The sequence below is a fragment of the Pseudoduganella sp. RAF53_2 genome (genome assembly GCF_052113985.1).
Taxonomy (GTDB): domain Bacteria; phylum Pseudomonadota; class Gammaproteobacteria; order Burkholderiales; family Burkholderiaceae_D; genus Rugamonas.
This window is the reverse complement of record NZ_JBFRDW010000090.1, coordinates 1-12,830: the sequence shown is the minus strand read 5'-3', so window position 1 is coordinate 12,830 and position 12,830 is coordinate 1. Positions and strand designations below refer to the sequence as shown.

At 62.5% G+C, this 12,830-nt stretch carries 12 protein-coding genes and 1 pseudogene; 6 read left to right on the top strand and 7 right to left on the bottom strand.

Translation table 11 applies throughout. The annotated features are described in order from the left end of the window. The coding region (lnt, locus tag AB4Z11_RS07935; RefSeq protein ID WP_442024152.1) for an apolipoprotein N-acyltransferase at window positions 1-752 on the top strand (752 nt) is incomplete at its 5' end. A 40-nt stretch (window positions 753-792) separates the two neighbouring features. Here the strand turns inward: lnt and AB4Z11_RS07930 are convergent. After that, window positions 793-1,116 (bottom strand): hypothetical protein, encoded by a 324-nt coding sequence (locus AB4Z11_RS07930; RefSeq protein ID WP_442024150.1) that lies wholly within the window; start codon window positions 1,114-1,116, stop codon window positions 793-795. Between the two features lie 169 nt (window positions 1,117-1,285). On the opposite strand from AB4Z11_RS07930, the gene glyQ reads away from it, so the two are divergent. The 5 genes from glyQ (at window position 1,286) to AB4Z11_RS07905 (ending at window position 6,561) form a co-directional block, all read left to right on the top strand. Next, window positions 1,286-2,182 carry a glycine--tRNA ligase subunit alpha gene (glyQ, locus tag AB4Z11_RS07925; RefSeq protein ID WP_442024148.1) on the top strand — a complete coding sequence of 299 codons (897 nt, stop codon included), beginning with the start codon at window positions 1,286-1,288 and terminating at the stop codon, window positions 2,180-2,182. Between the two features lie 12 nt (window positions 2,183-2,194). Next, a complete protein-coding gene (gene glyS / locus AB4Z11_RS07920) occupies window positions 2,195-4,297 on the top strand; it encodes a glycine--tRNA ligase subunit beta (protein ID WP_442024146.1) in 2,103 nt (700 codons plus the stop codon). A gap of 1 nt (window position 4,298) precedes the next feature. Next, on the top strand, window positions 4,299-4,868 hold the full coding sequence (gmhB, locus tag AB4Z11_RS07915) for a D-glycero-beta-D-manno-heptose 1,7-bisphosphate 7-phosphatase (protein WP_442024144.1): 570 nt from the start codon (window positions 4,299-4,301) through the stop codon (window positions 4,866-4,868). A gap of 41 nt (window positions 4,869-4,909) precedes the next feature. Next, complete coding sequence (locus tag AB4Z11_RS07910) at window positions 4,910-5,611, top strand: lysophospholipid acyltransferase family protein (protein ID WP_442024142.1); 702 nt, start codon at window positions 4,910-4,912, stop codon at window positions 5,609-5,611. Window positions 5,612-5,841: 230 nt separating this feature from the next. Then, window positions 5,842-6,561, top strand: a complete 720-nt coding sequence (locus tag AB4Z11_RS07905) for a M48 family metallopeptidase (RefSeq protein WP_442024140.1) — start codon at window positions 5,842-5,844, stop codon at window positions 6,559-6,561. On the opposite strand, the gene AB4Z11_RS07900 is transcribed toward AB4Z11_RS07905, so the two are convergent. The 6 genes and pseudogenes from AB4Z11_RS07900 to AB4Z11_RS07875 all read right to left on the bottom strand — a co-directional run. Beyond that, entirely contained in the window at window positions 6,558-8,363 is a 1,806-nt protein-coding gene (locus AB4Z11_RS07900) for a CIA30 family protein (protein WP_442024138.1), read from the bottom strand. The genes AB4Z11_RS07905 and AB4Z11_RS07900 overlap by 4 nt on opposite strands. 94 nt (window positions 8,364-8,457) lie before the next feature. Then, complete coding sequence (waaA, locus tag AB4Z11_RS07895; RefSeq protein ID WP_442024136.1) at window positions 8,458-9,741, bottom strand: lipid IV(A) 3-deoxy-D-manno-octulosonic acid transferase; 1,284 nt, start codon at window positions 9,739-9,741, stop codon at window positions 8,458-8,460. A 2-nt stretch (window positions 9,742-9,743) separates the two neighbouring features. Next, on the bottom strand, window positions 9,744-10,709 hold the full coding sequence (gene waaC, locus AB4Z11_RS07890) for a lipopolysaccharide heptosyltransferase I (RefSeq protein ID WP_442024134.1): 966 nt from the start codon (window positions 10,707-10,709) through the stop codon (window positions 9,744-9,746). After that, entirely contained in the window at window positions 10,710-12,089 is a 1,380-nt protein-coding gene (locus tag AB4Z11_RS07885) for a phosphomannomutase/phosphoglucomutase (RefSeq protein ID WP_442024132.1), read from the bottom strand. Window positions 12,090-12,192: 103 nt separating this feature from the next. Continuing rightward, window positions 12,193-12,507 (bottom strand): H-NS histone family protein, encoded by a 315-nt coding sequence (locus AB4Z11_RS07880; RefSeq protein ID WP_442024130.1) that lies wholly within the window; start codon window positions 12,505-12,507, stop codon window positions 12,193-12,195. A gap of 66 nt (window positions 12,508-12,573) precedes the next feature. Next, window positions 12,574-12,830 (bottom strand): annotated as a pseudogene (locus AB4Z11_RS07875) (glycosyl transferase); the annotation flags it as partial.

The following is a 12,830-nucleotide window of genomic DNA, read 5'->3' as shown; positions in this document are numbered from 1 at the left end:
CTGCCACCCCTGCTGACCTGATCGCGATTCCGGAAACTGGCGTGCCACTGTTCCCGCACCAGCTGCCGCCTGGTTATCTGGATGCTTACGGCCTGTTTGCGCGCAAGACCGGTTCCAGCGTGGTGCTGGGCATCCCGCTGATGGATTCGCCGACGCGCTATTCCAACAGCGTGCTTGGCCTGTCGCCGGTGCGCGGCGTCGCGCCCTACCGCTACGATAAGCATCACCTGGTGCCGTTCGGCGAGTTCATTCCGCTGGGCTTCCGCTGGTTCACCAATATGATGCAGATTCCGCTGGGCGACCAGACGCCGGGTCCGGCCATCCAGGCGCCATTTGCCGTACGCGATCAGCAGGTGCTGCCGAATATCTGCTACGAGAATCTGTTTGGCGAGGAGATTGCCGAGCAGCTTTCTGCAACGTCGGCAACGGTGCTGCTGAATGTGTCCGAACTGGCCTGGTATGGCGAGTCGATTGCGATTCCTCAGCACTTGCAGATTTCGCAGATGCGCAGCCTGGAGACGGGACGCCCGATGCTCAGCGCCACCAATACCGGCGCCACGGTCGTGATCGATCCGCACGGCGTGGTCGTGCAGAAGCTGCCCTACTACCAGCCGGGCGTGCTCGCGACCTCCGTGCAGGGCATGAGCGGCACCACGCCCTACATCGCCACCCAGAACAAGCTGATGCTCGTTCTGGCCGCGCTGGCTGTGGCTGGGGCCTGGCTATGGTCGCGCAAGGCTAAGAAGGCCTGAACACCTCCTCCAGCGTGGCCGCGCTCAACACGGCCACGCGTCAGCGCCTTAACTCTTCCTCGGTACCGCCCATCAACCGCTCGCGCACCGCTTCGGACTGGGGGCCGGAACGCGTTGCAAGCTGACAAGCCAGYAACTCCCTGAGCCCGTCAAGGCGGGCGATCCGGGCCAGTTTGTCGAGCCGGAGGCAGCCGGTGCGGGCGTCCGGCACGAGGGGAGCGAGGTCCTGGTCGAGGAAGGCGGGCGCGACGGCCCAGTCGATGGCCGCGCAGGCCGTCGGAAAGTAGAACGCGAGGAACTCCTGGAAGTAGCGCGCGATGGCGGTTTTCCAGCGGGTGTCGAAGTCGTCGTTGCTGTCGTCCATGGAAATTTGGACGGCCGGGCGGTGGGAATGGTTGCGTCAGGGCGCTTGAGGCAAATCAAACACCAGCCCAGCGGGCAAAACTCTACAGGTTCCCGGCAAAACCCGCTAAAATGAGCCGTTTTAGCGATCCGATAACGCTCGCGCCTGTGCGCGTCACCGACACACAAAGATGCTGACATTTCAACAAATTATCCTGACCCTGCAAACCTATTGGGACAAGCAGGGCTGCGCACTGCTCCAGCCGTACGACATGGAAGTCGGCGCGGGCACCTTCCACACCGCCACCTTCCTGCGCGCGGTCGGCCCTGAGCCATGGCGTGCGGCGTACGTGCAGCCATCGCGCCGTCCGAAGGATGGCCGTTATGGCGAGAACCCGAACCGCGGCCAGCACTACTACCAGTACCAGGTGGTGATGAAGCCGGCGCCGGAAAATATCCTGGACCTGTATCTGGGTTCGCTGGAAGCCCTGGGCCTGGACCTGAAGCAGAACGACGTGCGTTTCGTGGAAGACGACTGGGAAAGCCCGACGCTGGGCGCCTGGGGCCTGGGTTGGGAAGTCTGGCTGAATGGCATGGAGGTGACCCAGTTCACCTACTTCCAGCAAGTGGGCGGCCTGGATTGCAAGCCCGTGCTGGGCGAGATCACTTACGGCGTCGAGCGTCTGGCCATGTACCTGCAGGGCGTGGAAAACATGTTCGACCTGGTGTGGACCGAGTGGGAAGAGAACGGCGAGAAGAAAGTGCTGAAGTACGGCGATGTCTYCCACCAGAACGAAGTGGAGCAGTCGGCCTACAACTTCGAGCACTCCAACACCGAACTGCTGTTCGCCCAATTCGCCAACCACGAATCCGAAGCCAAGCGCCTGATCGAGCTGCAGCTTACCCTGCCCGCCTACGAACAGATCATGAAGGCCTCGCACAGCTTCAACCTGCTGGATGCACGCGGCGCCATCTCCGTGACCGAACGCGCCGCCTACATCGGCCGCGTGCGCAATCTGTCGCRCATGGTGGCCCAGGCCTATTACGAGTCCCGCGAACGCCTCGGCTTCCCGATGGTCGCCAAATAAAGAATACCGAACATGAATCAGACCCTGCTCATCGAACTGCTGACCGAAGAACTACCGCCGAAAGCCCTGTCCAAACTGGGCGCCGCTTTTGCTTCGGGCATCTTCAACGGCCTGAAAGCGCGCGACTTCCTGGAAGACGACAGCGAAGCTACCATCTTCGCCACGCCGCGCCGCCTGGCCGTCTCCATCACCAAGGTGCGCGGCACCTCGCCGGACAAGCAAGTCCGCGAAAAGATCCTGCCAGTCGCCATCGCGCTGGACGCTGAAGGCAATCCATCCGCGCCGCTGACCAAGAAGCTGGCCGCCATGGGTCTGTCGCACGTCACCGTGGCCGATATGGAACGCGCACAGGACGGCAAGGCCGAATCCTTCTTCTACACCAAGCTCGCCGCCGGCAGCGCCCTGCAAGCGGGCGCCCAGGCAGCATTGGAAGAAACCGTGACCAAGCTGCCGATCCCGAAGGTCATGAGCTACCAACGTCCTGACGGCGAGACCGTGCAGTTCGTGCGCCCAGCCCACGCGCTGATCGCCCTGCTCGGCGACACCGTCATCCCTCTGACCCTGCTGGGCCTGACCGCATCGAACAAGACCGATGGCCACCGCTTCCTGACCGCACCGGGCAAGCGCGAAGTGACCGTGCCGAACGCCGAAGCCTACGCCGCCACCCTGGTGGAGCAGGCGCGCGTGGTGCCGGGCTTCGAAGCGCGCAAGGAAGCCATCCGCGCATCCCTGTTGCAGAAAGCGGGCGCCGACCAGGTGCTGATGCCGGAAGCGCTGCTGGATGAAGTGTCCTCCCTGGTCGAATGGCCGGTGGTGTACGAATGCCATTTCGAGGAAGAGTTCCTGTCCGTGCCGCAGGAATGCCTGATCCTCACCATGCAGACCAACCAGAAATACTTCGCGCTGACCGATACCAGCGGCAAGCTGCGCTCGCGCTTCCTGATCGTGTCCAATATCGCGACCGACACGCCGCAAGCCATCATCGGCGGTAACGAACGCGTGGTGCGTCCGCGCCTGTCCGACGCCAAGTTCTTCTTCGAGCAGGACAAGAAGAAGTCCCTGGAATCGCGCCTGCCGCTGCTGAAGAACGTGGTGTACCACAATAAACTGGGCACCCAGGCCGAGCGCTCCGAGCGCGTGACCTCGCTGGCGGCTGCCATCGCCGGCCGTCTCGGTGGCGACAAGGCGCTGGCCGAGCGTGCAGCGCGCCTGTCCAAGGCCGACCTGCTGACCGACATGGTGGGCGAGTTCCCTGAGCTGCAAGGCATCATGGGCACCTACTACGCGCGCCACGATGGCGAGCATGAAGAAGTGGCCCTGGCTGCGTCCGAACACTACCAGCCGCGCTTTGCCGGCGATACCTTGCCGTCCACTGCTACCGGCACCGCCGTGGCCCTGGCCGACAAGCTGGAAACTCTGGTAGGCATCTGGGCCATCGGCCTGCAGCCGACCGGCGACAAGGACCCGTTCGCACTGCGCCGCCATGCCTTGGGCGTGCTGCGCATGCTGATCGAGAAGCGCCTGCCGCTGTCGATCTCCGCCCTGCTGACCGACGCTGCCCAGCAATTCGTGGCCGTGCCGAACTTCAAGGACCCGACTGCCGACGTCACCGCCTTCATGATGGACCGCCTGCGCGGCATCCTGCGTGAGCGCGGCTTCAGCGTGAACGAGATCGAAGCCGTTGTTGCGCAGAACCCGGACCGCCTGGACGATATCGTGCAGCGCCTGGAAGCGGTGCAAGCCTTTGCCGCCCTACCGGAATCCGAATCGCTGGCCGGCGCCAACAAGCGCATCACCAACATCCTGAAGAAGAACGAGGAAGCCCTGAAGCAGGCAGGCGCCGTTAATCCGGCCGTGCTGCAGGACGCCGCCGAAAAGGCGCTGTTCGAAGCAATGGGCCGCGTCAAGCCGGAAGTGGACCGCGCATTTGCAGGCGGCGATTTCACCACCACGCTGAAGACGCTGGCACAGCTGAAGAACGAAGTCGACGCCTTCTTCAACGACGTGATGGTGATGGCGGAAGATGTGGCCCTGCGTAACAACCGCCTGGCCCTGCTGCAGTCGCTGCACGGCATGATGAACGGCGTAGCCGACATCTCCAAGCTGGCGGCCTGATATGCCACAGTACCAGCCTGAAAAGCTGATCATCCTCGACCGCGATGGCGTGATCAACTACGACTCGCCGGACTTCATCAAGTCCCCCGAGGAGTGGATACCCATCCCCGGTTCGCTGGAAGCGATCGCCCGCCTGAATCAGGCGGGTTATCGCGTGGTCATCGCATCCAACCAGTCCGGCATCGCGCGCCAGTTCTTCGACATCACGACCCTGAACGCGATCCACCAGAAGATGCATCGCCTGGCGCAGCAAGTCGGCGCCGATATCGATGCCATCTTCTTCTGCCCGCACGCCGCGGCGGACAACTGCGATTGCCGCAAGCCGAAGCCAGGCATGTTCGCGGAAATTTCCAAGCGTTTCGACATGAGCCTGAAAGGCGTGCCGACCGTGGGCGATTCCCTGCGCGACCTGCAGGCCGGCTTCATCAGCGGCTGCGTGCCTTACCTGGTGTTGACCGGCAAAGGCGAGAAGACCCACGCCACCGGCGGCCTGCCGCCCGGTACAATGGTCTTCCCTGACCTTGCGTCGACCGTTACCCATATTCTGAAGACGGCGCCCGCCGCCACCTGACCGGAGAATCCTGATTGGCCTTCCTGCGTTCTTTGATTTTCATGTTGATGATGGTCGTTGCGACCGTCATCTGGTCCGGTATCTGCTTCCTGGCGGCGCCACTGCCTTACCCTAAGCGCTATTACGTCACCTCGCGCTGGAACGTCTTCATCATCTGGGCCGCGCGCGTTGTCTGCGGCATCGAGTATGAGATCAAGGGCTGGGAAAATCTGCCGGATGGTCCTGCCGTCCTGCTGTCGAAGCATCAGTCGGCGTGGGAAACCATCTTCCTGTTGGCGTATATGCCACGTCCGCTGGTCTTCGTATTTAAGAAAGAAATTTTGTACATTCCTTTCTTCGGCTGGGGCATTGCGTTGCTGCGCATGATTCCGATCGACCGCAAACAAGGCAAGAATGCGTTTAAGATGGTGGTGCAGCATGGTAAGCGACGCCTGAAAGACGGCCAATGGATTATCATGTTCCCGGAAGGGACTCGCATTCCGGTCGGCGCGAAGGGCAAGTACAAGAGCGGCGGGACGCGCCTGGCGATTGAAACCGAAACGCCGGTGGTGCCGATCGCATTGAACTCCGGCGAATGCTGGCCAAAGAATTCCTTTATCAAGAAACCGGGCAAGGTCACGGTCTCGATAGGCAAACCAATTTCGCCCGAGGGTCAGACGCCCGATGGCATGATGGAGCAGGTGGAACAGTGGATCGAATCAGAAATGCGCGTCATTTCGCCCCACGCTTACAACGCTGGCTAGCCGATCAGGCAAGTTCCAGGCAGTCAGCGGAAAAGCCGGAGGGGCAGCTCGAAATGTTTGCAGGTGGCGCGCAACAAGCGCCAGCCGCCTGCGACAATTCAGTGGCATCCATTCCGACTTTTCCGATCCCCGCTCCCGCAACAGTCAATCTGCTGCGTCCTCCGGTGCAATTGCGCCGCCCCGATGTTCCGCTCGCTCCACCTACCGCTGGTCAAGACAAACGCCAACTATTGGTTGGTGAATTCATCCTCGAATACGTACTGCGCCGCTCCACGCGCCGCTCGATCGGCTTTACCGTCGATGACGATGGCCTGCGCGTGACTGCGCCCAAGCGCTGCTCGCTGGCCGATATCGACAACGCTATCCGCGTCAAGCAGCACTGGATTCTGACCAAGCTCGATGAACGCCGCCAGCGCCGCGCTGCGCGTCTGGAGAAGCCACCGCTGGTGTGGGATGACGGCGCCAAGCTGCCCTATCTGGGTGGCGAGGTCACGCTGCGCCTGTATCACGCGCCACGCAACCGCACGGAATTCAATCCGGCGACCATGGAACTGAATATGGGACTGGTGCAGGGTGCGACCGAGCACCTGTTGAAGGAGCGTGTGAAGAACTGGTTCAAGCAGCAGGCGGAGGGACTGTTTGCGCAGCGCCTGGATATGTATGCGGCGCGCCTCGGCGTGCAGTATGCCTCGTTCTCGCTATCGAATGCCGACACGCGCTGGGGCTCATGCACTGTGCAGCGCGTGATTCGCCTGAACTGGAAGCTGATGCACTTCTCGCTGCCCCTGATCGATTATGTGGTGGCGCACGAACTGGCGCACATTCTGGAAATGAACCACAGCTCGCGCTTCTGGGATCATGTGGGACGCATTTATCCGCACTACGATGAAGCCAAAAACCTCCTGCGCAGGCGCGCGCAGGAGTTGCCACCACTGTTCGCCGCCGATTAAGGCATCAGGCGCACGTCCGCCAGCTCGAACTGGTATTCGCCGGTTTTAGGRCCGGCGTTAAAGCCGATCATGGTGATCGCGCTGGTATCCACGCCCTTGAAGCTATCCAGCGGCAGGCTCACTTCCTGCCAATCGCTGCCCGCCGCAAAGGTCTGGCTGGCCGGGATCGCGCCGCCCTTGGACAGAATCATCACCTGGTATTTCTGGCCGTCGCCCTTGACGCGGAAACGCAAGGTGCGCGCAGCGCTCAGGTCCGCCGCCTCCATCGGCTGCACACCCGGCATGAAGGCCAGGCCTGCCCATGGAAAAGCGAAGCCCGCCTGCACATTGGCCTTGATCTGCACCGCGCGGTTGGCGTCGTCGTGATAGTCCACCTGCACGGTGGATTTCCCGCCGAGGAAAGCGTCGTTGGACGGCATCCAGCCGGCGCCAAACGGACTGGCCAGCTTGTCCTTGCTGAACAGGCTGATGCGGCCATCGGCGGGAAGCGCCAGCTGCTGCGCTTTCGGCGCGGCCAGTTGCTGCGCGACCTTCTCCTGCTGGTCCTTGCGCACGGCGGACTGCGGCTCRCCATCCTTCCACACTTCGACAATGCGGCGCGTCGCCGTGATGTCATGCGTTGGATCGCCGTCCACCAGCAGCAGGTCGGCCTTATAGCCCTTCACAACCCGGCCGCGGATCGGTAGCTTGAAGACTCTGGCCGGCGTCGCCGTGGCAGCGGTCAGCGCTTCAGACGGCGTCAGGCCGGCTTTGGTCAGCGACAGCAGTTCGTGGTGCAGGCTGACGCCATATTGGGTGCCGGTATTGCCGGCATCCGTACCGGCCAGAATCGGCACGCCCGCCTTCTTCAGCGCTGCCACAACAGCATTGGGTGCGACCAGCATCTGCGGCTTGGCCGCTTGGCCATAAGTGGCCTTCAGCGGCGCGATCTGTTCCTTGTTCAGCAGCGACACCATGTCCTTGTCTGACAGCACATCCTCTTCTTGCAGGCCCGCCATGCTTTCCATCACGCTGAAGGTCGGCACGATGAAGGCTTTGCGCTGCCTGGCCAGTTGGACGAAGGACTTCAGGTCCGCATCGCCGATCGCTTCGCCGGTGAACAGGTGCACCAGGCCATCCGCCCCCAGTTCCAGCGCCGTACGCGCATCGGCAAAATTGGAAATGTGGACCACGGCCAGCTTGCCGCGTTTGTGGGCCGCTTCGATCAGCGCTTTCACGACAGGCTTGTCCAGCGTTGGAATCGCGTGTGTGGCACTGCCCGGCTCCATCACGATCTTGATGAAGTGAGAACCTTCGGCGATGCGCGCATCCACCCAGGGCTGGGCTTCTTCCGGCTTGGTCAGCGTGGGCACCGGCAGACCGTATTCGGTGCCGTGGCCGCCCGGCGCCGTGGCCAGCGTGCCGGCCGAGAAGATGTCCGGGCGGTCCTTGTTCTCGTTGCGCTCCATGCGCCTGTTCATGTCCTGCAGGACGGACACGGAGGTGAACATGTCCAGTTCCGACGTCACGCCAAACAGCAGCGGCATCGAGAAATTCTGGTAAGCGTGCACGTGCGAGTCGATCAAGCCAGGCATCAGGGTCAGGCCATGGCCATCGATCACGACCGTGTGTTCCGGCACAGGGCCCTGGTGCTCAAGACTGGCGATAACGCCGCTCGCGATCAGCACATTGCGCTTCGGCAGAAGCTTCTGGCCGTCGAAGACGCGGACATCCYGGATCAGGTAAGGGTCGGCGGCCAGCGCGGGCAGCGCGCTCGCGAGGCCGGCTGCCAGCAAAGCGCTGGCGATAAGGCGGTTCGGCATGTTGTTCTCCGTTGAGATAGAAAATATGCAACATTGCCGATTTTAAACTAGCTTTAGCGGGTTGCGCTGACCACTCGTATAGCCAGGCGACCGCTCATGTAATTGGCGGCAGCAGGTCCAGCGTACGCGCTGTGGCGCCACGGTGGCGGTTAGCGAATGCCAGCGCATGCTGGCCCATCGCCGCGCGCGCGGCGTCGTCGGCCAGCAGACCGCCCGCTTCCTTGATCAGCGCACCGGAGCTGTGCACGCGCACGGCGCCTCCTTCGTGCAGGCAGTCCTCCGTGGCTTGCGCGAAGTTGAAGGTGTGTTCGCCGACCAGAATCGGTTTGCCCAGCGCGGCCGGTTCGATCAGGTTCTGGCCACCCAGTGGCTGCAGGCTGCCGCCAATGAAGGCGATATCGCAGGCAGTGTAATAGGCGAACATCTCGCCCATCGAGTCGCCCAGCACCACGGCCGTTTCCGGCGGCACGCTGGCATCCGGCGTGGTCAGCGAAGAGCGGCGTAGCACGGACAATCCGCGCTCCGCGACCATCGCTTCCACTTCGCTGAAGCGCTGCGGATGGCGCGGCACGATCAGCAGCAGCACATCGGCTGGCAGCGACGCGCGCGCTTGCTGGAAGGCCTCCAGGATCATGCCCTCCTCGCCCTCGCGCGTGCTGGCGCACAGGAACACGGGACGAGGCCCAAACTGCTTGCGCAGCTGCGCGCCGATATCCAGGGCAGCTTGCGGCACCACGACGTCGAACTTGATGCTGCCGGTGACGCCGACATTGCTTACGCCCAGCACACGCACGCGCTCCGCGTCGGCCTCAGTCTGCGCCGCGACAACGGAAACGCCTTGCGCCGCATCGCGCATCAGCTTACCGAGGCGCAGGCCGCGGCGCAGCGAGCGTTCGCTCAGGCGCGCATTGGCCAGCGCCACCGGCACGTTCTGGCGATTGCATTGCGCGATCAGGTTCGGCCACACTTCCGTCTCCATCAGGATGCAGACGCGCGGCTGGAAATGATCGATGAAGCGGCGCACCAGGCCTGGCATGTCGTAAGGTAGATAGGACTGCACCACGCGCGCGCCGTGCTTGGCAAATACGGTCTTGCCGGTGGCGCGCCCCGTCGGCGTCATGCAGGTCAGCACGATGCGCGACTGCGGATAGCGCTTCAGCAGCGCATCCACCAGCGGCTCAGCAGCGCGCGTTTCGCCAACCGACACCGCATGCACCCAGATCGTCGCCGGGCCGTCGTTAGCGGCGCGTGCGCCATACATGCCGAGACGTTCGCCCCAGTGCTGGCGATAGCCCGGCTCCTTGCGGCCGCGCCACCACAGGCGGCCCAGCACGAGCGGCAAACCGAGCCACCACATCAGGGTATAAAAATGGCGCATGATCAGAGCAGGCTTTTGGCGGCGGCCGTCACTTCGGCCACGCCGGGCGGCGAACCTTTGTCGCCGAGATTGATGATGCGCGGCGACCAGTTGCCCTCGGTCTTCCAGCGCGGAGAGTCAGCGTAAATTTCCACCACAGGCCGCGAGAATGCCGCCGCAATATGCGTCAGGCCCGTATCCACGCCCACTGCCAGTGCGGCGCGGCGCGCCAGCACGACGGCGTCGGCCATCGACAGCTTGGGCAGCACGCGCGCATTCGGCAGCTGCGCCGCCAGCGCTTCGGCTTCGGCTTTCTCTTTTGGCGAGCCCCATGGCAGCAGGATAGGCATGGGCGCCAGCTGCTTGCCCAGTTCGATCCAGTTGGCAGGCGCCCACTTCTTGGCGTCGCGTGCCGTGCCATGGAAATAGACGGCATAAGGCGCTTCGCCCATCCACTCGGGACGTGCGGCGCTCGCCGGTATTTCAGGCAGGCCGAAATCGGCCGGTGTGTCGATCTTGTAGCCCATTGCTTCGGCCACCACCAGGCGGCCGCGCGTGACGGCGTGCGTGCGCGGCTCTACGCGTATGGACTTGCTGTGGAAGATGCGCGAAATGCCTTCGTAGCCCGAATCCTCGGTGCCGTTGGCCAGGCCGATCTTGTGATGGGCGCGGGCGGCGCCCATGATGATGCCGGTCTTGATCAGGCCCTGCGTGTCGAACACATAGTCGTACTTCGTTTCGCGCAGCTTGCGGAAGAAGCCTGTCAGCTCGGCGCGAATGGCTTTGTCGCCCAGGTTCTTGCGCCAGCGGCGCAGGCCCCAGGGCAGGATGTTGCGGATCATCGGGTTGAGGCGGAGCAGGCTGACATAGCCCTCCTCCACCACCCAGTCGATATTCGCATCCGGGAAATGGCGCTTGATATCGGCCACGATGGGCAAGTTATGCAGCACGTCTCCCATCGAGGAGACGCGGACAAGCAGGATGTTCATTCAGAACGGCAGCTCGGCGTCCGGCTTGGCGGCCAGGATCACATCGCGGAACTGGCCCTGAATGCGCGCCAGCGCTTCCGGCGATTCCGCTTCGAAGCGCATCACGATCACCGGCGTGGTGTTCGAAGAGCGCGCCAGACCGAAACCGTCCGCATATTCCACGCGCAGGCCATCGATATCGATGATGCGTTCATTGCCGGGGAACGTGGCGTCGCTGCGCAGCTTGTCCATCAGCGCGAAGTTCTCGCCTTCCTTCAGGTGCAAGTGCAGTTCCGGCGTGCTGTCGGACTTCGGCAGCGCGTTCAGCAGAGCCGACGGATCGGCGTGTTTGGTCAGGATCTCCAGCATGCGCGCGCCGGCGTACAGGCCGTCGTCGAAGCCGTACCAGCGGTCCTTGAAGAAGATATGGCCGCTCATTTCGCCGCCCAGCGGTGCGCCGGTTTCCTTCAGCTTGGCCTTCACCAGCGAGTGGCCGGTCTTGTACATCAGCGGCTTGCCGCCGGCCTTCTCGATGTAAGGGGCCAGATGGCGGGTGCACTTCACGTCGTACAGAATCTGTGCGCCCTGATTGCGCGACAGGACTTCTTCCGCGAACAGCATCATCTGGCGGTCAGGGAAGATGATCTGGCCATCCTTGGTCACGATGCCGAGGCGGTCGCCGTCGCCGTCGAAGGCCAGGCCGATTTCAGCGTCGGTCTCTTGCAGGCAGCGGATCAGGTCCTGCAGGTTTTCCGGATGAGCCGGATCAGGATGGTGGTTCGGGAAATTGCCATCTACCTCGCAGAACAGCTCAATCACTTCGCAGCCCATGCCGCGATACAGGTCGCCAGCGAACGCGCCGGCCACGCCGTTGCCGCAGTCCACCGCAATCTTGATCGGACGCGAAATCTTCACGTCGCTGATGATGCGCTCCAGGTAAGCGGCGCGGATATCGTGGGTGCGGTAGCCGCCGGCCTTGATGCCAGGGGTCAGGCCCGCAGCAATTGCTTCATACAGGCCGGTGATGGCTTCGCCGTGAATCGCTTCGCCCGCCAGCACCATCTTGAAGCCGTTGTAGTCCGGCGGGTTGTGGCTGCCGGTCACCATGATGCCGGATCTGGTTTCCAGGATATTGGTGCCGAAGTAGACCATTGGCGTGGCCACCACGCCCAGGTCGATCACGTCCACGCCCGCCGCTTGCAGGCCTTCGGCCAGCGCTTTGGCCAGATCCGGGCCGGACAGGCGGCCATCGCGGCCAATCACGACCGCTTTCTCTCCCTTGCCGACGGCAGCCAGGCCAAATGCGTGGCCGATGGAACGGGCAACGCCGGTGTCCAGGGTTTTACCGATGATGCCGCGGATATCGTAAGCTTTGAAGATCGATTTGGAGAGGGAAACCATAGGATGTGACAGAAGAAGTGAGGCCGGGAGCCCGGCAGGACAAACGGTATGGTAAGTGCGATGCAGACGGCAGGCAAGCCCTGCCGTCGGGAGAGGATTTACTTCAGATGCGCAGGTCGTCGATCGATTTGCCGGCGTCGACCCAGTCTTTGACCCATTTCGGCTGACGGCCACGGCCGGTCCATTTCTGGGTGGCATCGGCCGGATTACGGTAGCGGGCTTCGACTTTGCCGCCGCTCTTGCCCGATTTTGGCAACGTGCCCAGCAAATCTTTCAGAGGCACACCCACAGCCTGGGCAATCGCAAAAATCTGCTCTCGTGCTTTCTGCTTATCTGCGCCTTCGCGGTTTTTCAATTCGCGCTTGATCTGATCCTGCAGATTGCGCAATTCGCTGGACGACATATTCGACAGATCCATCTTCATTCCTTTAGAGATAAATAAATGAGAGTGTTTCCGAACGCAATATACACTAAATTCCAGCGATTAGCCTTTCTTATGGCGAATCATCCAGCGCGGCGCTTTAAATCGCACAATGCGCACATAAAGCCAGACATAACTGATGATAAATAGCAGGCAGAACAGCATCAGTACCCAGGTATGGCGCCAGAATACCGTGGCAGGAATAACAGCCATCAGCGAGAACATCCACAGATAGGGCGAAGTCAGGGAATTGCGGCGCATCAGGGCGCGCGCATCCTTGCGGCCCACCGCCCACTGCACGATACGGCGGAAAATCAGGC